Genomic DNA, 21,124 nt, shown 5'->3' on the forward strand with positions numbered 1-21,124 from the left:
CCCCCCGCGAGTAGGGGGCAGGTGAGCGGACTTCGGCATCGCAGAAACACTGGCGACGGGGCCTCAGCTGTGGCGCGAGTTGCGCGGTGCGTCTGTGGTGAACGGCAATCCCCGTGGGGCTGCGCTGGTGTGGTGCGCGATCGACCTGACGCTCGCCGGCCTGACAGAACCCCTTTCGGTCGGCCTCCTCGGCGAGTTGCACGAGGACTACCTGCCGGGGAGCAACAAACAACTGATCGGTCCCGAACCGTTCGAGAGCGCCCTCTTGTGGGCTACCAGCCCGCGCGACGCAGTGACACGTCTCCTGACCCCGGAAGGCGATGGGCTGCGTCCCTTCGACTATCTGCTCGACGCGCATCTGCGGGACAGAGGTCCCTCACCCAAGCTGATCCCCGAGAAGGTCTGGGCAACCGTCCTCGCAACAGCCACCGAGACACACCAACGTTTCAGCATCGCCCTCGCGGCCCACGCCAACGACCGCATGGACATCGGCCGAAGGGCCCTGCTGCCGCTCGCGGAGGCGCAGGACGCCGAGGCCCAGCGCACGCTCGGTGTGCTCTGCGAGCACACCGACCGGCAGGAAGCAGCCCAATGGCTGCAACTCGCCATCAACTCGGGCGACGTCCTGTCCTTCCGTCTGATGGGCAACCTGCACTTCCGCAACCAGGACCGCGAGACCGCCTTCCAGTGGTACCGAAAGGCGGCCGAGGCCGGGGATGAGGTGTCGCAGTCGTACTACAACGAGCCCGCCCTGGTTTTTCAGCCGCCGGCCCAGACGTCTCACACCATCGAGCCGGATGTCGAGGAAGCCGCCGACGGAGACTGGGACGAGGCCGAGGACTTCGGCCCTACTCCGCGTACCCTGCGCGTCCTGGAGGCCGCTTTCGAGATCTCGGCAGACATGGCGTACGACTCCCTGGAAGAGATCGCAGACCAGCGAGTCGGCCTCACCCGCAACTACGCTGCTGTCTTCAGCGATCTGCCCGTGCTCACCTGGGGCCAGAACGCGCAGTGGCGGCGCCGGATGGCGCGATGCTTCGACGACCTCGCTCAAGACATCCGGTCGGGTAAGTGGCCCCGCCCCACCCGCACGGCTGAAGAGATGGCCATGCACATCGCCCTTGAGCACGCGTCAGCCATGGTGGCGGACGAGCCCGAGCTGGTGGATACGTTCATCGAAGATCTCCCGGAGGAAACCGGCGACTATGACTGGAGCCTCTGTCTGGACCTTTTCCTTGAAGACACGGATGTACTGCTCCTCTACGAGCCCTGGGCGCAAGGCATCGAGGATGCCGACAATCCCATCCATCAACACCTCGGCATCGCGAACCTCAAAGCAGAGGACTGGTTCGACCCCTTCCGCAAAGACACGACACGCGACCCGGAACGCGGGTTCCGCCGGTGAACCGGGTTCCCGCCGGGATAACCCGCTCGCCCGCCTTGACCTGCACCGATGAGCCATCAACGCACGGGGAGGATGGTCCGCGCCACGTTCGGCCGCTTTCGTAGTGCCACGCGATCGCATCGACATCGGCACTCCGAGGAAGGCTGCCGCACATGTCCTTCACCCGTGTACTCCTACTGCTGACCGGGATCCCGCTCACGGCGGCAGCAACTCTGCTCATCGGTCATCTCGCGACATTGCATGGCCTACGAGGGGAGCACCGCCTCGCAGCCTTCCGCATCCTGGCCGGGGCGATGCGTCGGCGCCGTTGACGCGAAAGGGCCCCGGCACACCGCCGGGGCCCTTCACACACAGCTCGCTCAGACGTTGAACCCCAGCGCCCGCAACTGCTCGCGCCCATCGTCCGTGATCTTGTCCGGGCCCCACGGCGGCATCCAGACCCAGTTGATCTTGAGTTCGTTGACGATGCCGTCCGTCGCCGCCTTCGCCTGGTCCTCGATCACATCGGTCAGCGGGCAGGCCGCGGACGTCAGGGTCATGTCCAGCGTGGCGATGTTGGCGTCGTCGATGTGGATGCCGTAGATGAGGCCTAGGTTGACGACGTCGATGCCCAGCTCGGGGTCGACGACGTCGTACAGCGCCTCGCGGACTTCTTCCTCCGAGGCCGGCTTCAAGGTGGCCTCTGCGTTCTCGGTCATGCGCTCTTCCTCTCGGCTTCGGCGCCCAGCGCCTGGGCCGTAGCGTCCTTCCAGGCCATCCAGCTCAGCAGGGCACACTTCACGCGCGCGGGGTACTTGGAGACCCCGGCGAACGCGACCGCGTCCTCCAGGACCTCCTCCATCGCGTCGTCCGGCTCCAGCTGGCCCTTGGACTGCATCAGCTCCAGGAAGGTCTCCTGGATGCGCCGCGCCTCGTCGAGCTCCTTGCCGACCAGCAGGTCGTTGAGGACCGAGGCGCTGGCCTGGCTGATGGAGCAGCCCTGACCCTCGTAACTGATGTCCGAGATCTGCGAGCCCTCGTACTTCACCCGCAGGGTGATCTCGTCCCCGCACGTCGGGTTCACGTGGTGCACCTCGGCGTCACCGTCCCGCAAGCCCCGCCCGTGCGGATGCTTGTAGTGGTCCAGGATGACGTCCTGGTACATCGAATCCAGCTTCACAACGAATTACCTCGCGTCCCTGAGACACAGCACGTCGACCGACCCCTAGCCGAAGAAGTTCCGTACGTGCTCCAGACCGTCCACCAGGGCGTCGACCTCGGCGGGCGTGGAGTACAGATAGAAAGACGCGCGCGTGGTCGCGGGAATTCCGTAGCGCAGGCAGACCGGGCGGGCGCAGTGGTGGCCCACGCGGACCGCGATGCCCTCCTCGTCGAGGACCTGGCCCACGTCGTGCGGGTGGATGTCGCCGAGCGTGAAGGAGATCGCCGCGCCCCGGTCCTCGGCCGTGGTGGGGCCGATGATCCGCAGGTCCGGGACCTCCAGGAGGCGCTTGACCGCGTACTCCGTGATCGCGTGCTCATGCGCGGCGATCTTGTCCATGCCGATCGCGGAGAGGTAGTCCACGGCCGCGCCCAGGCCCACGGCCTGTGCGATCGGGGGCGTGCCCGCCTCGAACTTGTGCGGCGCCGGAGCGTACGTCGAGGAGTGCATCGAGACCGTCTCGATCATCTCGCCGCCGCCGAGGAACGGCGGCAGGTCCTCCAGGAGCTCCTGGCGGCCCCACAGCACGCCGATGCCCGTCGGGCCGCACATCTTGTGGCCGGTGAAGGCCACGAAGTCGGCCTGGAGGGCCTGCACGTCCAGCGGCATGTGCGGCGCGGCCTGGGAGGCGTCGATGCACAGCAGCGCGCCGACCTCCTGGGCGCGCCGGACGATCGCCTCGACCGGGTTGACCGTGCCCAGCAGGTTGGAGACCAGCGTGAAGGAGACGATCTTCGTCTTCTCGGTGATGATCTCTTCGATGTTGGAGAGGTCGAGGCGGCCGTCGTCGGTGAGGCCGAACCACTTCAGCTTCGCGCCGGTGCGCTGCGCCAGCAGCTGCCACGGCACGATGTTGGAGTGGTGCTCCATCTCCGTGATGACTATCTCGGTCTCGTGGTCCACCCGGTAGGGCTCGTCGGCCCAGCCCAGCATGTTGGCGACCAGGTTGAGCGACTCCGAGGCGTTCTTGGTGAAGATCACCTCGTCGCGGCTCGGCGCGTTGATGAACGCGGCGACCTTGTCGCGCGCGCCCTCGTACAGCGCCGTGGCCTCCTCGGCCACCGTGTACACCCCACGGTGGACGTTGGCGTTGTGCCGCTCGTAGTACTCGTTGAGGGCGTCGAGCACCGCGCGCGGCTTCTGCGAAGTCGCCGCGCTGTCGAGGTACACGATCTTCTTCCCGTCGTGGACCACGCGGTCCAGGAGGGGGAAGTCCTTACGGATCGCCTCGGTGTCGAGGAGGCCCGGCAGAATCGTCACTCGGAAGCGCCACCCTTCGTGCTGTATGCCTCGTAGCCCTCGTTCTCCAGCTTGTCGGCGAGCTCGGCGCCGCCGGACTCGACGATGCGGCCCTCGGAGAAGACGTGGACGAAGTCGGGCTTGATGTAGCGCAGGATGCGCGTGTAGTGCGTGATCAGCAGCGTGCCGACCTCGCCGGTCCCGCGGACGCGGTTGACGCCCTCGGAGACCTGGCGCAGCGCGTCGACGTCCAGGCCGGAGTCGGTCTCGTCGAGGATCGCGATCTTCGGCTTGAGGAGCTCCAGCTGGAGGATCTCGTGGCGCTTCTTCTCACCGCCGGAGAAGCCCTCGTTGACGTTGCGCTCGGCGAAGGCCGGGTCCATCTGGAGCTGCTCCATCGCGGACTTGACCTCCTTCACCCAGGTGCGCAGCTTGGGGGCCTCGCCGCGCACGGCGGTGGCGGAGGTGCGCAGGAAGTTGGAGACCGAGACGCCGGGGACCTCGACCGGGTACTGCATGGCGAGGAAGACGCCGGCGCGGGCACGCTCGTCGACGGACATCTCCAGGACGTCCTCGCCGTCCAGGGTGACCGTACCGCCGGTGATCGTGTACTTGGGGTGACCCGCGAGCGAGTACGCGAGGGTGGACTTGCCGGAGCCGTTGGGACCCATGATGGCGTGGGTCTCGCCCTGCCTCACGGTCAGGTCGACGCCCTTGAGGATCTCCCGGGGGCCGTTCTCGGCTTCCACGGTGACGTGCAGGTCGCGGATTTCAAGCGTTGCCATGGGGACTTAGTTCTCCTGGGATACGGAGACGAGCACATCGTCCCCTTCGATCTTTACGGGGTAAACGGGCACGGGTCGCGTCGCGGGCAGGCCCGACGGCTTGCCGGTGCGCAGGTCGAAGCTGGAGCCGTGCAGCCAGCACTCGATCTGGCAGTCCTCCACCTCGCCCTCGGACAGCGAGACGTTGGCGTGCGAGCAGATGTCGTTGATCGCGAACACCTCGCCCGCCGTGCGGACGACCGACACCGGCGTGCCGTCGAGTTCCACCCGTCTGGGGGTGTCCTCCTCCAGCTCGCTCAGTGCGCAGACGCGGACGAAGGCGCTCATCAGACCGACGCCTCCAGCTCCGCCTCGATCTTGGCGAGCAGGCGCTCCTCGACGTCCGCGACGCCGATCTGCTGGACCAGTTCGGCGAAGAAGCCGCGCACCACCAGGCGGCGGGCCTCGGTCTGCGGGATGCCGCGCGCCATCAGGTAGAACAGCTGCTCGTCGTCGAAGCGGCCGGTGGCCGAGGCGTGACCGGCGCCGGCGATCTCGCCGGTCTCGATCTCCAGGTTCGGCACGGAGTCGACCCGGGCGCCGTCGGTCAGCACCAGGTTGCGGTTCATCTCGTAGGTGTCGGTGCCCTCGGCCTTGGCCTGGATGAGGACGTCACCGATCCATACGGCGTGCGCGTCGTCGCCCTGGAGGGCGCCCTTGTACACGGCGTTGGACTTGCAGTGCGGCGTGTTGTGGTCGACCAGGAGGCGGTGCTCCTGGTGCTGGCCCTTGTCGGTGAAGTACAGACCGAAGAGCTCGGCCTCGCCGCCGGTGCCCGCGTAGGAGACGCGCGGGTGCAGCCGGACCAGGTCGCCGCCGAAGGTGACGACGACGGACTTGAAGGAGGCGTCCCGGCCGACCAGCGCGTTGTGCTGGGCGACGTGGACGGCCTTGTCGTCCCAGTCCTGCACGGAGACGACGGTCAGCTTGGCGCCGTCGCCGAGGACGAACTCCACGTTGGCGGCGAGCACCGCGTCCCCGGTGTGGTCGATGACCACGACGGCCTCGGCGAACGCGCCGAGCTCGACGACCTGGTGCGCGTAGACCGTGCCGCCCTCGCCGTGCACGGCGATACGGATCGGCTCGGTGAGGACCGTCTCCTTGGGGACGGTCACGACCGAGGCCTTCTCGAACGAGGAGTACGCCTGGGCGGCGACCCGGTCCACCGGGGTGCCGGCCCGGCCGAGCCGGGCGTCGTCGCGGCCCACCGTCTCCACGGTGACGCCCTCGGGGGCGCTCACCTCGACGCGCAGCCCGTCGCCGGTGGCGACGGCGGTGCCGTCGTGCAGCCCGCGCAGCCGGTCCAGCGGCGTGAACCGCCACTCCTCCTCGCGGCCGTGCGGCACCGGGAAGTCCGCCACGTCGAAGGACGGGGGCGCGCTCATGCGCGTGGCGACGGTCGACTCGGCGGCCACCGCGATCGAGCCCGCGGTGGTGGAACCCGCTGGGATGTTCTGAGCCTCAGCCATGGCTGTCGTGTTGCTCTCTTCCTACGTCAAAGGATGTCGCTGTGCTGCGGGGACGGTGGCCGTACTAGCCGACCGAGCCCTCCATCTGCAGCTCGATCAGCCGGTTGAGCTCCAGGGCGTACTCCATGGGCAGCTCCTTGGCGATCGGCTCGACGAAGCCGCGCACGATCATCGCCATCGCCTCGAACTCCGTCAGACCGCGGCTCATCAGGTAGAAGAGCTGGTCCTCGGAGACCTTGGAGACGGTCGCCTCGTGGCCCATGGACACGTCGTCCTCGCGGACGTCGACGTACGGGTAGGTGTCGGAGCGGGAGATCGTGTCGACGAGCAGCGCGTCGCACAGCACGTTCGACTTCGATCCGGCCGCGCCCTCGCCGATCTCGACCAGACCGCGGTACGAGGTGCGGCCACCGCCGCGCGCCACCGACTTGGAGACGATGTTGGAGGACGTGTTCGGCGCCATGTGGACCATCTTGGAACCGGCGTCCTGGTGCTGGCCCTCGCCCGCGAAGGCGATGGAAAGGGTCTCGCCCTTGGCGTGCTCGCCCATCAGGTAGACCGCCGGGTACTTCATGGTGACCTTGGAACCGATGTTGCCGTCGATCCACTCCATGGTCGCGCCCTCGTACGCCACGGCGCGCTTGGTGACCAGGTTGTAGACGTTGTTCGACCAGTTCTGGATCGTCGTGTAGCGGCAGCGGCCGCCCTTCTTGACGATGATCTCCACGACGGCGCTGTGCAGCGAGTCGGAGGAGTAGATCGGGGCGGTGCAGCCCTCGACGTAGTGGACGTAGGCGTCCTCGTCGACGATGATCAGCGTCCGCTCGAACTGGCCCATGTTCTCCGTGTTGATACGGAAGTAGGCCTGGAGCGGGATGTCCACGTGGACACCCTTGGGGACGTAGATGAAGGAGCCGCCCGACCACACGGCGGTGTTCAGCGAGGCGAACTTGTTGTCGCCGACCGGGATGACCGTGCCGAAGTACTCCTGGAAGAGCTCCGGGTGCTCCTTGAGCGCGGTGTCGGTGTCCAGGAAGATGACGCCCTGCTGCTCCAGGTCCTCGCGGATCTGGTGGTAGACGACCTCGGACTCGTACTGGGCCGCGACACCGGCGACGAGGCGCTGCTTCTCCGCCTCGGGGATGCCGAGCTTGTCGTACGTGTTCTTGATGTCCTCGGGCAGCTCCTCCCAGGAAGCGGCCTGCTTCTCGGTGGAGCGCACGAAGTACTTGATGTTGTCGAAGTCGATGCCCGACAGGTCCGAGCCCCAGTTGGGCATGGGCTTCCTGTCGAACAGGCGCAGGCCCTTGAGGCGCAGCTTCAGCATCCACTCGGGCTCGTTCTTCTTCGCCGAGATGTCGCGGACGACGTCCTCGGAGAGCCCGCGCTTGGCGGTGGCACCCGCCGCGTCGGAGTCGGCCCAGCCGTACTCGTAGTTGCCCAGGCCCTCGAGTTCGGGGTGGGCAGTCTCCGTGGGGAGAGTCATGCGGGGTTCCTCCCGGCCGTGCTTGTGGATGCTGATTCGGTTTCGTGCGGGGTCTGTGGTGCGCTGTGCGGGATGAACGTCGTGCACACCCCGTCGCCGTGGGCGATGGTGGCCAGACGCTGCACATGGGTTCCGAGCAGGCGGGAGAAGAACTCCGTCTCCGCCTCGCACAGCTGCGGGAACTGCTCGGCGGCGTGCGCGACCGGGCAGTGGTGCTGGCAGAGCTGCTCGCCCCGTCCGGGGAGGGGCGCGCTGCGTGCCGTAGCAGCGTACCCGTCGGCGGTCAAGGCCTTGGCCAGCGCCTCGGTGCGCTCCTCGGGCGGCGCCGCCTCGACGGCCTCGCGGTAGCCCTCGGCCTGGGCCTCGATCCGCGCGCGGGCGAAGGCGACGACGGCCTCCTCGCCGGCGGACCGCTCGATCCAGCGGAGGGCGTCCACGGCCAGCTTGTCGTACGACTGGTCGAAGGCGTCCCGCCCGCAGTCCGTCAGGGCGAAGACCTTGGCGGGCCTGCCGCGGGTCCGCGCCCCGTACACCCGCTGCTCGCGGGCGACGACGACGTCGTCGGCGACGAGGGCGTCGAGGTGGCGGCGGACGGCGGCCTGGGTGAGCCCGAGGCGCTTCGCGAGGTCCGCGACGGTGGAGGGCCCGTGGTCCAGGATGGAGCGCGCGACCCGGTTGCGGGTGGACCGCTCACCGGTCGCGATCTCCTCCTGCGGAGCCTCGCCGACGTTTTTCACAACACCATTGTTGCGTAATTCCTCAGAGCCTGACAAGCCACGTCCTGATCATCGAGCGGTGCGGTACATCACTTAGGCATACCTAAGCTGACCTGCGGAAACGATCTCCGATCGATCACCTGACGGAGCTGCGAACAGGTGGCCGCCGACCGCTGTGACCTCGCCATATGGCCGACTCGACACCCTGCGCGCACCCGGCCCGCGCCTCCCGGCCCGGCCGCCCTCGAAGGACCCGGCCGGGGCCCTCCGCGGGCCTTTCGACGGCCGGAAATCGAAGGTCGCATCTGCGCGCGTCCCCGCGCCCGAACGACCCCCTCCCCCGGTCCGGCGCCCCGCGCGCGCTGCCTAGACTTGGCCCCCATGAAGAGCGAGTCCGTCGTCCAGGTCAGCGGCCTGGTCAAACGGTACGGATCGAAGACCGCCGTGGACGGCCTCGACCTGCGGGTCGCCGCCGGGACCGTCACCGCCGTCCTCGGCCCCAACGGTGCCGGCAAGACCACCACGATCGAGACCTGCGAGGGCTACCGCAGACCCGACGCGGGCACCGTCCGTGTCCTGGGCCTCGACCCGGTCACCGAGGCCGAGCGGCTGCGCCCGCGCATCGGGGTGATGCTCCAGTCCGGCGGCGTCTACTCCGGCGCCCGCGCCGAGGAGATGCTGCGCCACATGGCGAAGCTGCACGCCCACCCCCTCGACGTGCCCGCGCTCATCGAGCGCCTCGGCCTGGAGAGCTGCGGACGCACCACCTACCGCCGGCTCTCCGGCGGCCAGCAGCAGCGCCTCGCGCTCGCCCTGGCCGTGGTGGGCCGTCCCGAGCTGGTCTTCCTCGACGAGCCGACCGCGGGCCTGGACCCGCAGGCCCGCCGCGCCACCTGGGACCTCGTGCGGGAACTGCGCGCCGACGGCGTCAGCACGGTGTTGACCACGCACTTCATGGACGAGGCCGAGGAGCTCGCGGACGACGTGGTGATCATCGACGCGGGCAGGGCCGTCGCCCAGGGCTCCCCCGAGGCGCTCTGCCGGGGCGGGGCGGAGAACACCCTGCGCTTCACCGGCCGCCCCGGGCTCGACCTCGCCTCCCTCCTCAAGGCGCTGCCCGACGGCACGGCCGCGGCCGAGCTGACCCCCGGTGCGTACCGCATCAGCGGCACCATCGACCCCCAGCTGCTGGCCACCGTGACCTCCTGGTGCGCCCAGCACGGCGTGATGCCCGACGGCATCGCGGTGGAGCGCCACACCCTGGAGGACGTCTTCCTGGAGCTGACCGGCAAGGAGCTGCGCCGATGAGTGCCGGTACCGGTACGTACACGCCGGACCCCGGGGCCGCGCCCGTCGGCCGGATGATCCGCGCGCAGACCGCGCTGGAGACGCGGATGCTGCTGCGCAACGGCGAGCAGCTGCTGCTCACCGTGGTCATCCCGACACTGCTGCTCGTGCTGTTCAGCGCCGTGGACATCGTCGACACCGGCGAGGGGAAGTCCGTCGACTTCCTCACCCCCGGCGTCCTGGCGCTCGCCGTGATGTCCACCGCCTTCACCGGGCAGGCCATCGCCACCGGCTTCGACCGGCGCTACGGCGTGCTCAAGCGGCTCGGCGCCTCGCCGCTGCCGCGCTGGGCGCTGATGACCGCCAAGACGCTGTCGGTGCTGGTCACCGAGGTCCTCCAGATCGTTCTGCTGACGGGAATCGCCTTCGCGCTCGGCTGGTCGCCGCACGGCAACCCCTTCGCGGTACTGCTGCTCCTGGTGCTCGGGACGGCCGCGTTCTCCGGGCTCGGGCTGCTGATGGCGGGCACCCTGAAGGCCGAGGCGACGCTCGCCGCGGCCAATCTGGTCTTCCTGCTGCTGCTGGTGGGCGGCGGGATCATCGTGCCGATGGAGAAGTTCCCCGGCGGCGTACAGACGGCCCTCGGCCTGCTGCCCGTATCGGCGCTCTCGGACGGGCTGCGGGACGTGCTCCGGCACGGGTCGTCCATGCCCTGGGGCGACCTGGGGATCCTGGCGGTCTGGACGGTGCTGGGACTGGGCGCGGCGGCGAAGTTCTTCCGCTGGGAGTGAGGCGCCGCCCCGGGGCGGGCGACCCCTCGTGAAAACATGCACAAACGGAGCCCTACGATAGAGCCCATGCCGAACGTGACCCGAGCCGAAGCGGCTCAGGCGGTGCGCAACCCGCTCGCCTTCATCGCCGAACGGTGGACGCCGTCCCCGCGGACCGTCCAGCGCGCGGCGCTCGCCGCCGTCGTCATGGCCGTCGTCATCGTGGTGACCGGCGGCGCGGTGCGGCTCACCGGGTCCGGGCTCGGCTGCCCGACCTGGCCCAAGTGCACCGACCAGAGCCTGGCGCCGACCGGCGAGATGGACTTCCACAGCGCCGTCGAGTTCGGCAACCGGCTGCTGACGTACGTGCTGTGCGCGGCCGTCGGCTGGGCGATCATCGCGGCCCGCGCCGCGAGCCCCTGGCGCCGGGGCGTCACCCGGCTCGGCTGGGTCCAGTTCTGGATCGTCATGGGCAACGCGGTCCTGGGCGGCATCGTCGTCCTGGTCGGCCTCAACCCGTACACGGTCGCGGCGCACTTCCTGCTCTCCACCGCGCTCCTGACCGTCGCGATGATGACCTGGCAGCGCGTCCGCGAGAGCGACGGCGAGCCGCGCCCGCTGGTGGGCAGGGCCGTGGTCCAGCTGACCTGGCTGCTGGTGGTCGCGGCGGGCGCGCTGGTCGCGGTCGGCACGGTCGTCACGGGCGCGGGACGCCACGCGGGCGACTCCAGCGACGTGGACCGCATCCCGCTGAACTGGACGATGATCAGCCAGCTCCACGCCGACCTCGCCTGGGTCGTGGTGGCCCTCACGGTCGCGCTCTGGTTCGTCCTGAAGGCCGTCGACGCACCCAAGGGCCCGCGCGACCGGGCCCGCGATCTGTTCCTGGTGCTGATGGCGCAGGGGATCGTCGGGTACGTCCAGTACTTCACCAAGACCCCCGAGGCGCTGGTCGCCGTGCACATGCTCGGCTCCTGCCTGGTGTGGATCGGCGTGGTGCGGGTCGTGCTCTCGCTGCGCGAGCGGCCCCACACCGCCGTGCCGGTCCCGGCCCAGTCAGACGCGGCGCTCACCCGCGCCTGACAGCCCGTACACCCGCCGGGCGTTCCCCGCCCCGATCATCGCGGCGACCCGCTCCGCGTCCGCCCGCGCCCACGCCCCGTCGGCCACCCACGCCCCCAGCACCCGTCCCAGCGCGTGGGTGAACAGCCGCGCGCCCACCACGTGCAGCTCGGGCAGGCCGCGCGCGCCGCTGGAGTAGAGCAGCTTCCCGAACGGCGCCAGCTCCAGGAGCTCGGCCAGCACGTCCGCGGCGCGCGCGCCGGTGCGCACCAGGGCCGGCCCCACGTCCGCGTACACATGCGGGAAGACGCTCGCCAGATGGGCGGCCTGGCGGTGGTACGGATAGCCGTGCAGCAGCACCAGGTCCGTGCCCAGGCCGTTGGTGGCGGCGGCGAAGCCCGCGAGCCCGGTCGCGTCGTCCATGCCGAGCCGCAGCTGGAGCGGGCGGCCGGAGGCGACCGCGCTCCACAGCAGGTGCCGCAGCAGCACCGGGTCCTCCAGCGGCTCCTGGATGCGCCGCCGGGTGAGCCAGCGCCCCGCCGCCCCGCGCACCTCGCCGGGCCCGGGCGGGGCCGGGTCGAGGCTCTGGCGTACGGCCGTCACGGAGAGGAACGCCACGGCCGAGGCGGCGGCGGTGTGCACGGCCTCGGCGAGGTTGACGAGGAAGGCGTCGACCGTGCCGGAGGTGTCGGCGACCTGCTCGGCCAGCGGTTCGAGACGGACGATCTCATGGGCCTCGGCCGCCCCGGCGGCGGCCAGCTCGCCGGGCCCGGTCAGGTCCCCGGGCAGGCTCGTGTCGACCAGATAGGTCGACACGCCCGAGCCGCGCAGCAGCCGTCGGACGGTCTCCAGGACGCCCAGCTCACGGCGGCGGGCGAGATAGCGGGCCGGGGCGCAGTGCGCCTCCAGGCCCAGCAGCGGCGGGCACCAGCGGCGCACCGCGAAGCCGGTCTGGGTGTCGAAGAACGTGGTGCCGGGGGCGGGCGGTGCGCCGGTCCTGCCGAGCTGCGTCTCGAACGTGCCGAGCCCCAGCTCCGTGCGGAGCACTCCGTGGCAGTACTGGTCCACCAGCTCCGGCTGCGGCACGGCGTCGATCATCCGGGGCTCCCTGGGTGGTGTGCTTCCACCCCACTAACGGGTGAGCCCCGGATGAGTGTTGCTGCGGCCGTCCGAAGACAGGCTCTCAGCCGTTCTTGGGACCGCCGAGCTGGATGCCGGCCATCCGGCTCCACTCGTAGCGGCCGGTCCTCACCTTGGCGGCGAACTCGCCGTCGAAGTCCTCGTGGACGGTGATCCCGGCCTTCTCGACCGCGCTCAACGCGATGGCGTGGCTGGGGGCCACCAGGTCGCCCCAGCCGCCGTCCTCGCCGACCAGCACGATCCGCGCGCCGCGCTGACCGATGTACGCGACCTGGCCCTCGGCGCCGCCGTGCTCCTTGGCGAAGTGGCCGATCTGCTTGGCGAGGCGCGCCGCCCGCCGCTCGGCCTTGGCGGCCTGCTTCTCGTCAACCTGGGTTTCTGCCATGTCCAGGATGCTACTCGCGAGTAGATCCAGATGCGACGGGAGGGCCCCGTGGCCTGTGCCACTGGGCCCTCCCGTCACGAGAAGCGCGTGCCCGCCGGTGCCTACCGCAGGAAGGGGTCCACCGCGACCGCCACGAACAGCAGCGACACATACGTGATCGACCAGTGGAACAGGCGCATCTCCTTGAGCTTCGCGCCCGTCACGCCCGCCTTGGCGCGGTTCTGGAGGCCGTGCGCCTCCCAGAGCCACCAGCCGCCGGAGACCAGCGCCACCGCCGTGTAGAACCAGCCGGTGTAGCCCAGCGGGGTCAGCAGCAGCGAGACGGCGACCATCACCCAGCTGTACGCGACGATCTGGCGCGCCACCACCTGGTTGGAGGCGATGACCGGCAGCATCGGGACGCCCACGCGCGCGTAGTCGTCCTTCACCTTCATCGACAGCGGCCAGTAGTGCGGCGGCGTCCAGAAGAAGATGACCAGGAAGAGGATGACCGCGGCCCAGGACATCGAGTCCGTGACGGCCGACCAGCCGATGAGGACCGGCATACAGCCCGCGATGCCGCCCCAGACGATGTTCTGCGAGGTGCGGCGCTTGAGGATCATCGTGTAGACGACCACGTAGAAGAGCAGCGCACCGAGTGACAGCGCGGCGGACAGCCAGTTGACGAGCAGTCCGAACCAGAGCGTGGAGACGACCGCGAGGGTGATGCCGAAGGCCAGGCACTCGCGCGGCGAGACCATCCCGGTCACCAGCGGCCGCTGCGAGGTGCGGTCCATCAGGGCGTCGATGTCGCGGTCGATGTACATGTTCAGCGCGTTGGCGCCGCCCGCGGAGAGATAGCCGCCGACGGTGGTGGTCAGCACCAGCCAGAGGGACGGGACGCCCTGCTCGGCCAGGAACATCACCGGAATGGTGGTGATGAGGAGCAGTTCGATGATTCGCGGCTTGGTCAGTGCCACGAACGCCTTGACGCGGGCCCCGAACGGCCGATGGGCCCCCGGGCTGGGAGTCAAGACGACCCCTGCGGGTCGGGACTCGACGGCCGTCACGCACACCCCTGACAGAGAATTCCCAGCAAGTCCCGGGGCAATCGGTCGGATGGGCCCGGACGTTCCGGGCAAGAGAACCCGGTGAAGACTTGCGCGTACCACGCCACTGTAGACGTTGCCCATACGCCGCCCTTCGCGGGGGTGGGCTCGTGTTGGCGCCGGGTCGCGAAGACCGCGCCGTGAGGCGGAAGTGACCGGTCTTGGGCACTCTGGAGTGGGTGTCCCAACCGGTGGGCAGTCGAAAAAATGAGCGTTCCGGCGGGGGTAGGCTCGACAACGCCCGGTGCGCCCACAGTCACCGGGAACGAACATGTGGAGAGGAGCCCTGACCCAGGGTGAGCACCAAGCCGACCACCACAGACCTTGAGTGGACCGAACTGGACCAGCGGGCCGTAGACACCGGCCGCGTCCTGGCCGCGGATGCTGTACAGAAGGTCGGCAACGGCCATCCTGGTACGGCGATGAGCCTGTCCCCGGCCGCGTACACCCTCTTCCAGAAGGTGATGCGCCACGACCCGGCGGACGCGGACTGGACCGGACGCGACCGCTTCGTGCTGTCCGCGGGCCACTCCTCCCTGACGCTGTACGTCCAGCTCTACCTGGCCGGGTACGGCCTGGAGCTCGACGACCTGAAGGCGTTCCGCACCTGGGGCTCCAGGACCCCGGGCCACCCGGAGTACGGCCACACCACGGGCGTGGAGACCACCACCGGTCCGCTGGGCCAGGGTGTCGCCAACGCCGTGGGCATGGCCATGGCCGCCCGCTACGAGCGCGGTCTGTTCGACCCGGAGGCGGCCCCCGGCACCTCCCCGTTCGACCACTTCGTCTTCGCGATCGCGGGCGACGGCTGCCTCCAGGAGGGCATCTCCGCCGAGGCGTCCTCGATGGCCGGTCACCAGAAGCTGGGCAACCTGGTCCTGCTCTGGGACGACAACCACATCTCCATCGAGGGCGACACCGAGACCGCCGTGTCCGAGGACACGCTGAAGCGGTACGAGGCGTACGGCTGGCACGTCCAGCGCGTGGCCCCGAAGGAGAACGGCGACCTGGACCCCAAGGCGCTGTTCGAGGCGATCGAGGCCGCCAAGGCCGAGACCGAGCGCCCCTCCTTCATCGCGATGCGCTCGATCATCGCCTGGCCGGCCCCGCACGCGCAGAACACCGAGGCCGCGCACGGCTCGGCGCTCGGCGACGACGAGGTGGCCGCCACCAAGCGGGTCATGGGCTTCGACCCGGAGAAGACCTTCGAGGTCGCCGACGAGGTCCTGGCGCACACCCGTGGCGCCCTGGACCGCGGCCGTGAGGCCCGCGCGGAGTGGGAGAAGTCGTTCGCCGCCTGGCGCACCGCCAACCCCGAGCGCGCCGCCGAGTTCGACCGGATCAACGCGGGCGAGCTGCCCGAGGGCTGGGAGGAGAAGCTCCCGGTCTTCGAGACCGGCAAGGGCGTGGCCACCCGCGCCGCCTCCGGCAAGGTCCTCCAGGCCCTGGGCGCGGTCATCCCCGAGCTGTGGGGCGGCTCCGCCGACCTCGCGGGCTCGAACAACACGACGATCGACAAGAACTCCTCGTTCCTGCCGGCCGGCAACCCGCTGCCGGAGGCCGACCCGTACGGCCGGACGATCCACTTCGGCATCCGCGAGCACTCGATGGCCGCCGAGATGAACGGCATCGCGCTGCACGGCAACACGCGCGTCTACGGCGGCACCTTCCTGGTGTTCTCCGACTACATGCGCAACGCGGTGCGGCTGTCGGCCCTGATGCACCTGCCGGTGACGTACGTGTGGACGCACGACTCCATCGGTCTGGGCGAGGACGGCCCGACCCACCAGCCGGTCGAGCACCTGGCCTCGCTGCGTGCCATCCCGGGTCTGAACGTCGTCCGCCCGGCGGACGCCAACGAGACCGCGATCGCCTGGCGCGAGATCCTCAAGCGCTACACCAAGGTGTTCGGCAAGGGCGCCCCGCACGGCCTGGTCCTCACCCGCCAGGGCGTGCCGACGTACGAGCCCAACGAGAACGCGGCCAAGGGCGGTTACGTCCTGTTCGACGCCGCGGGCCCCTCGGGCGGGACCGCCGAGCCGCAGGTCGTGCTCATCGGCACCGGTTCCGAGGTCCAGCTCGCCGTCGAGGCGCGCGAGCAGCTCCAGGCGGCCGGTGTGCCGACCCGGGTGGTCTCGATGCCGTCCGTGGAGTGGTTCGAGGAGCAGGACCAGGCGTACAAGGACAGCGTCCTGCCGCCGTCGGTCAGGGCCCGGGTCGCGGTCGAGGCCGGCATCGGCCTGACCTGGCACCGGTACGTGGGCGACGCGGGCCGCATCGTCTCGCTGGAGCACTTCGGCGCTTCGGCCGACGGCAAGGTCCTCTTCCAGGAGTTCGGCTTCACCGCCGAGCACGTGGCCGCCGCCGCCCGGGAATCTCTCGCCGCCACCGCGCGCTGACGCCGGTATACGAACTAGTAGGAGATGCATTTCTCATGACAGACGCACTCAAGCGCCTCTCCGACGAAGGCGTCGCGATCTGGCTCGACGACCTGTCGCGCAAGCGGATCACGTCCGGCAACCTGGCCGAGCTGATCGACCAGTCGCACGTGGTGGGTGTCACGACCAACCCGTCGATCTTCCAGAAGGCGATCAGCGAGGGTGACGGCTACGACACCCAGCTCACCGATCTCGCGGCCCGCAGGGTCACCGTCGAAGAGGCCATCCGCATGATCACGACGGCGGACGTGAGGGACGCCGCCGACATCCTGCGTCCGGTCTTCGACGCGACCGAGGGCCAGGACGGCCGGGTCTCCATCGAGGTCGACCCGCGCCTGGCGCACGACACCCGGGCGACGGTCGCCGAGGCCAAGCAGCTGGCGTGGCTGGTGGACCGCCCGAACACGCTCATCAAGATCCCGGCCACCAAGGCGGGTCTGCCGGCGATCACCGAGACCATCGGCCTCGGCATCAGCGTCAACGTCACGCTGATCTTCTCCCTGGAGCGCTACCGCGCGGTCATGGACGCCTACCTGGCGGGCCTGGAGAAGGCCAAGGAGCGCGGCCTGGACCTGTCGAAGATCCACTCCGTGGCGTCCTTCTTCGTGTCCCGGGTGGACACCGAGATCGACAAGCGGATCGACGCGCTCGGCACCGACGAGGCGAAGGCCGCCCGCGGCAAGGCCGGTCTCGCCAACGCGCGGCTCGCCTACCAGGCGTACGAGGAGGTCTTCTCCTCCGACCGCTGGGCCGCGCTCGACAAGGCGCACGCCAACAAGCAGCGTCCGCTGTGGGCCTCCACCGGCGTCAAGGACAAGGCGTACAAGGACACCCTGTACGTGGACGACCTGGTCGCCCCCAACACGGTGAACACCATGCCGGAGGCCACCCTGGAGGCGGCCGCCGACCACGGGCAGATCACCGGCGACACCGTCTCGGGCACCTACGAGCAGGCCCGCGCCGAGCTCGACGCCCTGGCGAAGCTCGGGATCTCCTACGACGAGGTCGTACAGCTCCTCGAGGACGAGGGCGTCGACAAGTTCGAGGCGGCCTGGAACGACCTGCTCAAGTCGACCGAGGCGGAGCTCAAGCGCCTCGCACCCTCGGAGGCGTAGATCTTGACTGCGATTCGCCCAGCGAATCCGCTTCGTGACGCCGCAGACCGACGGCTCCCGCGCATCGCGGGGCCGTCGGGCCTGGTGATCTTTGGCGTCACGGGCGATTTGTCCCGTAAAAAGTTGATGCCCGCCGTCTATGACCTCGCCAACCGCGGTCTGCTTCCGCCGGGCTTCTCCCTGATCGGCTTCGCCCGCCGCGAGTGGCAGGACGAGGACTTCGCCCAGGAGGTCCACGACGCCGTCAAGGCGCACGCGCGGACCCCCTTCCGCGAGGAGGTCTGGCAGCAGCTCATCCAGGGCATGCGCTTCGTCCAGGGCGACTTCGACGACGACGACGCCTTCGAGCAGCTGAAGTCGACGATCGCCGAGCTCGACAAGGCGCAGGGCACCGGCGGCAACTTCGCCTTCTACCTCTCGGTGCCGCCGAAGTTCTTCCCCCAGGTCGTCCAGCAGCTCAAGAAGCACGGGCTCGCCGACCAGAAGAACGGCGCCTGGCGCCGCGCGGTCATCGAGAAGCCCTTCGGCCACGACCTCGTCTCCGCCCAGGAGCTCAACCAGGTCGTCCACGAGGTCTTCCCGCCGGACGAGGTCTTCCGGATCGACCACTACCTCGGCAAGGAGACCGTCCAGAACATCCTGGCGCTCCGCTTCGCCAACACCATGTTCGAGCCGCTCTGGAACCGGTCGTACGTCGACCACGTCCAGATCACGATGGCCGAGGACATCGGCATCGGCGGCCGGGCCGGGTACTACGACGGCATCGGCGCGGCCCGTGACGTCATCCAGAACCACCTCCTGCAGCTGCTCGCGCTGACCGCGATGGAGGAGCCCGCCTCCTTCGACGCGGACGCGCTCGCGGCCGAGAAGACCAAGGTCCTGGGCGCCGTGCGGCTGCCGAAGGACCTGGGCTCCAACACCGTGCGCGGCCAGTACGCGGCGGGGTGGCAGGGCGGCGAGAAGGCCGTCGGCTACCTCCAGGAGGACGGGATCGACCCCAAGTCGAAGACCGACACCTACGCCGCGGTCAAATTGGAGATCGACAACCGCCGCTGGGCGGGCGTGCCGTTCTACCTGCGCACCGGCAAGCGCCTGGGCCGCCGCGTCACCGAGATCGCGGTCGTCTTCCAGCGCGCCCCGCACTCCCCCTTCGACCACACGGCGACGGAGGAGCTGGGGCAGAACGCGCTGGTCATCCGGGTCCAGCCGGACGAGGGCGTGACCGTGCGGTTCGGCTCCAAGGTGCCGGGCACCTCCATGGAGGTCCGGGACGTGTCGATGGACTTCGCCTACGGCGAGTCCTTCACCGAGTCCAGCCCCGAGGCGTACGAGCGGCTCATCCTCGACGTCCTGCTCGGCGACTCCAACCTCTTCCCCCGGTTGGAGGAGGTCGAGCTGTCCTGGAAGATCCTCGACCCGATCGAGCAGTACTGGGACGCCCACGGCACGCCCGCGCAGTACGCGTCGGGCACCTGGGGCCCGGTCGAGGCGGACGAAATGCTCGCACGAGACGGACGGAGCTGGCGCCGGCCATGAAGATCGACCTTACGGACACCACGGCCAGCAAGATCAACAAGGCGCTCGTCCAGGGCCGCCGCGCCGTCGGCACACCCGCCGTCGGCATGGTCCTGACCCTGGTCATCGTCACCGACGAGGAGAACGCCTACGACGCCCTGCGCGCCGCGAGCGACGCCTCGCGCGAGCACCCCTCGCGCACCCTCGTCGTCATCAAGCGCGTCTCGCGCTCGCCGCGCGACCGCACCCAGTCGCGCCTGGACGCCGAGGTCCGGGTCGGCGCGGACGCCGGCACCGGCGAGACGGTCATGCTGCGGCTCTACGGCGAGGTGATCAACCACGCCCAGTCGGTGGTGCTGCCGCTGCTGCTGCCGGACGCGCCGGTCGTCGTCTGGTGGCCGGTGAACTCGCCGATCGACCCGGCCAACGACCCGCTGGGCTCCCTCGCCCAGCGCCGGGTCACCGACACCTACGCGGCCGAGCAGCCCATAGAGGAGCTGACCGCCCGCGCCGACACCTACACCCCGGGCGACACCGACCTGGCCTGGACCCGCATCACGCCCTGGCGTTCGATGCTGGCCGCGGCGCTGGACCAGGTGTCGTGCGAGGTGACCTCGGTCGAGGTGGAGGGCGAGGAGTTCAACCCGAGCTGCGAGCTGCTCGCCATGTGGCTCGCGGACCGGCTGGACGTGCCGGTGAAGCGCTCCCAGTCCTCGGGCCCGGGCCTGACCGCCGTACGGATGGAGACGGACTGCGGTCCGATCGTCCTGGACCGCGCCGACGGCTCGCTGGCCACGCTCTCGATCCAGGGCCAGCCGGACCGCGCGGTGGCGCTCAAGCGGCGCGAGACGGCCGAGCTGATCGCCGAGGAGCTGCGGCGCCTGGACCCGGACGACACCTACGCCTCCGCGCTGAAGTTCGGCGTGGACCGGCTCGGCGAGCCGGCGAAGGAGAAGGCCCCGGCCGCATCCGGGTCCGCTTCCGGCGGTGCGTCCAAGGGTGCGGGCAAGCCGGACGGCTCCGACGGTTCGAAGGCTTCGGATGCTTCGGATGCTTCTGGTGACGCGAACGGTTCGGACGCCAAGCCCGCCGCGAAGAAGGCTCCGGCCAAGAAGGCGGCGACGAAGTGAGCACCCCTCAGCTCGTCGTCCACCGCGACAAGGAGCTGATGGCGCAGGCCGCGGCGGCCCGGCTGATCACGAAGATCGTGGACGCCCAGGCCGCACGCGGTTCCGCGTCCGTGGTCCTCACCGGGGGCCGCAACGGCAACGGGCTGCTCGCGGCCCTCGCCTCGTCCCCGGCCCGGGACGCCGTCGACTGGGCGCGGATCGACCTGTGGTGGGGGGACGAGCGCTTCCTGCCCGAGGGCGATCCGGAACGCAATGTCACCCAGGCCCGTCAGGCGCTGCTCGACGCGGTGCCGGTCGACCCCGAGCGGGTGCACGCGATGCCCGCCTCCGACGGTCCGTACGGCAAGGACGTCGACGCGGCCGCCGCGGCCTACGCCGAGGAGCTGGCCGCCGCGGCCCGTCCCGGCGACCACGGCGGGGTGCCGACGTTCGACGTGCTGATGCTGGGGGTCGGCCCCGACACCCATGTGGCGTCGCTCTTCCCGGAGCTGCCCGCGGTGCGCGAGACCGAGCGGACGGTGGTCGGGGTGCACGGCGCGCCCAAGCCGCCCCCGGTGCGGGTCTCGATGACGCTCCCGGCGATCCGGGCCGCTCGCGAGGTGTGGCTGCTCGCGGCGGGCGAGGACAAGGCGCAGGCCGCGGCCATCGCCCTGTCGGGCGCGGGCGAGGTGCAGGCTCCGGCCGCGGGTGCGTACGGCCGTGGCCGCACCCTCTGGCTGCTCGACTCTGCGGCGGCCTCCCGGCTGCCGCGCGCGCTGTACCCCCCGGCGTCGCCCTGACCCGGGCGCCGCTCGCGCGGACGGGCCCGGTCCACCTCCTGGTGGGCCGGGCCCGTCCGCGTCCGGCCGGGTGCC

The 21,124-nt window shown here is 70.0% G+C and carries 20 protein-coding genes; 9 read left to right on the plus strand and 11 right to left on the minus strand.

Annotated elements, in window-relative coordinates; genetic code table 11:
- Positions 1-97: 97 nt before the first annotated feature.
- Entirely contained in the window at positions 98-1,405 is a 1,308-nt protein-coding gene (locus tag ACZ4MU_RS10650) for a tetratricopeptide repeat protein (protein ID WP_467873755.1), read from the plus strand.
- 359 nt (positions 1,406-1,764) lie between these two features.
- Here ACZ4MU_RS10650 and ACZ4MU_RS10655 read toward each other — a convergent pair whose 3' ends face one another.
- The 8 genes from ACZ4MU_RS10655 to ACZ4MU_RS10690 all read right to left on the minus strand — a co-directional run bounded on the left by ACZ4MU_RS10655 (position 1,765) and on the right by ACZ4MU_RS10690 (position 8,361).
- Positions 1,765-2,103 carry a metal-sulfur cluster assembly factor gene (locus ACZ4MU_RS10655; RefSeq protein WP_344074290.1) on the minus strand — a complete coding sequence of 113 codons (339 nt, stop codon included), beginning with the start codon at positions 2,101-2,103 and terminating at the stop codon, positions 1,765-1,767.
- Entirely contained in the window at positions 2,100-2,564 is a 465-nt protein-coding gene (sufU, locus tag ACZ4MU_RS10660; RefSeq protein ID WP_358834177.1) for a Fe-S cluster assembly sulfur transfer protein SufU, read from the minus strand. The genes ACZ4MU_RS10655 and sufU overlap by 4 nt, the downstream gene beginning before the upstream one ends.
- 45 nt (positions 2,565-2,609) lie before the next feature.
- Entirely contained in the window at positions 2,610-3,866 is a 1,257-nt protein-coding gene (locus ACZ4MU_RS10665; RefSeq protein WP_467873759.1) for a cysteine desulfurase, read from the minus strand.
- Positions 3,863-4,630, minus strand: coding sequence for a Fe-S cluster assembly ATPase SufC (gene sufC, locus ACZ4MU_RS10670; RefSeq protein WP_467873762.1), 768 nt, complete (start codon positions 4,628-4,630; stop codon positions 3,863-3,865). Before sufC ends, ACZ4MU_RS10665 begins: the two co-directional genes overlap by 4 nt.
- A 6-nt stretch (positions 4,631-4,636) precedes the next feature.
- Positions 4,637-4,957: a bifunctional 3-phenylpropionate/cinnamic acid dioxygenase ferredoxin subunit gene (locus ACZ4MU_RS10675; protein WP_406550783.1), complete on the minus strand. Its 321-nt coding sequence runs from the start codon at positions 4,955-4,957 to the stop codon at positions 4,637-4,639.
- The gene (gene sufD / locus ACZ4MU_RS10680; RefSeq protein ID WP_467873765.1) at positions 4,957-6,138 is read right to left on the minus strand and encodes a Fe-S cluster assembly protein SufD; all 1,182 of its coding nucleotides are present in this window, start codon (positions 6,136-6,138) and stop codon (positions 4,957-4,959) included. The genes ACZ4MU_RS10675 and sufD overlap by 1 nt, the downstream gene beginning before the upstream one ends.
- A 64-nt stretch (positions 6,139-6,202) precedes the next feature.
- Entirely contained in the window at positions 6,203-7,624 is a 1,422-nt protein-coding gene (sufB, locus tag ACZ4MU_RS10685; protein WP_467873768.1) for a Fe-S cluster assembly protein SufB, read from the minus strand.
- On the minus strand, positions 7,621-8,361 hold the full coding sequence (locus ACZ4MU_RS10690; protein WP_467873771.1) for a helix-turn-helix transcriptional regulator: 741 nt from the start codon (positions 8,359-8,361) through the stop codon (positions 7,621-7,623). The genes sufB and ACZ4MU_RS10690 overlap by 4 nt, the downstream gene beginning before the upstream one ends.
- A 360-nt stretch (positions 8,362-8,721) precedes the next feature.
- Here ACZ4MU_RS10690 and ACZ4MU_RS10695 point away from each other — a divergent pair, with 360 nt between their 5' ends.
- The 3 genes from ACZ4MU_RS10695 (at position 8,722) to ACZ4MU_RS10705 (ending at position 11,480) form a co-directional block, all read left to right on the plus strand.
- Positions 8,722-9,648 (plus strand): ABC transporter ATP-binding protein, encoded by a 927-nt coding sequence (locus tag ACZ4MU_RS10695; RefSeq protein ID WP_467873774.1) that lies wholly within the window; start codon positions 8,722-8,724, stop codon positions 9,646-9,648.
- Entirely contained in the window at positions 9,645-10,418 is a 774-nt protein-coding gene (locus tag ACZ4MU_RS10700; protein ID WP_467873777.1) for an ABC transporter permease, read from the plus strand. Before ACZ4MU_RS10695 ends, ACZ4MU_RS10700 begins: the two co-directional genes overlap by 4 nt.
- 66 nt (positions 10,419-10,484) lie before the next feature.
- On the plus strand, positions 10,485-11,480 hold the full coding sequence (locus ACZ4MU_RS10705) for a COX15/CtaA family protein (protein WP_467873779.1): 996 nt from the start codon (positions 10,485-10,487) through the stop codon (positions 11,478-11,480).
- On the opposite strand, the gene ACZ4MU_RS10710 is transcribed toward ACZ4MU_RS10705, so the two are convergent.
- The 3 genes from ACZ4MU_RS10710 to ACZ4MU_RS10720 form a co-directional block, all read right to left on the minus strand.
- Positions 11,454-12,557 (minus strand): amidohydrolase, encoded by a 1,104-nt coding sequence (locus ACZ4MU_RS10710; protein WP_467873782.1) that lies wholly within the window; start codon positions 12,555-12,557, stop codon positions 11,454-11,456. The genes ACZ4MU_RS10705 and ACZ4MU_RS10710 overlap by 27 nt on opposite strands.
- Positions 12,558-12,642: 85 nt before the next feature.
- A complete protein-coding gene (locus ACZ4MU_RS10715) occupies positions 12,643-12,984 on the minus strand; it encodes a hypothetical protein (protein ID WP_467873784.1) in 342 nt (113 codons plus the stop codon).
- Between the two features lie 101 nt (positions 12,985-13,085).
- Entirely contained in the window at positions 13,086-14,039 is a 954-nt protein-coding gene (locus ACZ4MU_RS10720; RefSeq protein WP_467873786.1) for a heme o synthase, read from the minus strand.
- A 329-nt stretch (positions 14,040-14,368) separates the two neighbouring features.
- On the opposite strand from ACZ4MU_RS10720, the gene tkt reads away from it, so the two are divergent.
- The 5 genes from tkt to pgl are packed head-to-tail and all read left to right on the plus strand — an operon-like array spanning position 14,369 to position 21,049.
- Positions 14,369-16,471 (plus strand): transketolase, encoded by a 2,103-nt coding sequence (gene tkt / locus ACZ4MU_RS10725; RefSeq protein ID WP_467873789.1) that lies wholly within the window; start codon positions 14,369-14,371, stop codon positions 16,469-16,471.
- 35 nt (positions 16,472-16,506) lie between these two features.
- Positions 16,507-17,625 carry a transaldolase gene (gene tal, locus ACZ4MU_RS10730; protein ID WP_467873792.1) on the plus strand — a complete coding sequence of 373 codons (1,119 nt, stop codon included), beginning with the start codon at positions 16,507-16,509 and terminating at the stop codon, positions 17,623-17,625.
- Between the two features lie 12 nt (positions 17,626-17,637).
- Entirely contained in the window at positions 17,638-19,161 is a 1,524-nt protein-coding gene (zwf, locus tag ACZ4MU_RS10735) for a glucose-6-phosphate dehydrogenase (RefSeq protein WP_467874622.1), read from the plus strand.
- Entirely contained in the window at positions 19,158-20,270 is a 1,113-nt protein-coding gene (opcA, locus tag ACZ4MU_RS10740; RefSeq protein ID WP_467873795.1) for a glucose-6-phosphate dehydrogenase assembly protein OpcA, read from the plus strand. Before zwf ends, opcA begins: the two co-directional genes overlap by 4 nt.
- Positions 20,267-21,049: a 6-phosphogluconolactonase gene (gene pgl, locus ACZ4MU_RS10745; RefSeq protein ID WP_467873797.1), complete on the plus strand. Its 783-nt coding sequence runs from the start codon at positions 20,267-20,269 to the stop codon at positions 21,047-21,049. Before opcA ends, pgl begins: the two co-directional genes overlap by 4 nt.
- The last annotated feature ends 75 nt before the right edge of the window (positions 21,050-21,124 follow it).

The sequence above is a fragment of the Streptomyces sp. NPDC026377 genome (genome assembly GCF_055567715.1).

What these genes read in the sequence shown, in the direction of transcription:
- ACZ4MU_RS10655 (WP_344074290.1), bottom strand. Translation starts at nt 2,103, where the DNA reads ATGACCGAGAACGCAGAGGCCACCTTGAAGCCGGCCTCGGAGGAAGAA.
- sufC (WP_467873762.1), bottom strand. Translation starts at nt 4,630, where the DNA reads ATGGCAACGCTTGAAATCCGCGACCTGCACGTCACCGTGGAAGCCGAG.
- ACZ4MU_RS10675 (WP_406550783.1), bottom strand. Translation starts at nt 4,957, where the DNA reads ATGAGCGCCTTCGTCCGCGTCTGCGCACTGAGCGAGCTGGAGGAGGAC.
- sufD (WP_467873765.1), bottom strand. Translation starts at nt 6,138, where the DNA reads ATGGCTGAGGCTCAGAACATCCCAGCGGGTTCCACCACCGCGGGCTCG.
- sufB (WP_467873768.1), bottom strand. Translation starts at nt 7,624, where the DNA reads ATGACTCTCCCCACGGAGACTGCCCACCCCGAACTCGAGGGCCTGGGC.
- ACZ4MU_RS10695 (WP_467873774.1), top strand. Translation starts at nt 8,722, where the DNA reads ATGAAGAGCGAGTCCGTCGTCCAGGTCAGCGGCCTGGTCAAACGGTAC.
- ACZ4MU_RS10700 (WP_467873777.1), top strand. Translation starts at nt 9,645, where the DNA reads ATGAGTGCCGGTACCGGTACGTACACGCCGGACCCCGGGGCCGCGCCC.
- ACZ4MU_RS10705 (WP_467873779.1), top strand. Translation starts at nt 10,485, where the DNA reads ATGCCGAACGTGACCCGAGCCGAAGCGGCTCAGGCGGTGCGCAACCCG.
- ACZ4MU_RS10710 (WP_467873782.1), bottom strand. Translation starts at nt 12,557, where the DNA reads ATGATCGACGCCGTGCCGCAGCCGGAGCTGGTGGACCAGTACTGCCAC.
- ACZ4MU_RS10715 (WP_467873784.1), bottom strand. Translation starts at nt 12,984, where the DNA reads ATGGCAGAAACCCAGGTTGACGAGAAGCAGGCCGCCAAGGCCGAGCGG.
- tal (WP_467873792.1), top strand. Translation starts at nt 16,507, where the DNA reads ATGACAGACGCACTCAAGCGCCTCTCCGACGAAGGCGTCGCGATCTGG.
- opcA (WP_467873795.1), top strand. Translation starts at nt 19,158, where the DNA reads ATGAAGATCGACCTTACGGACACCACGGCCAGCAAGATCAACAAGGCG.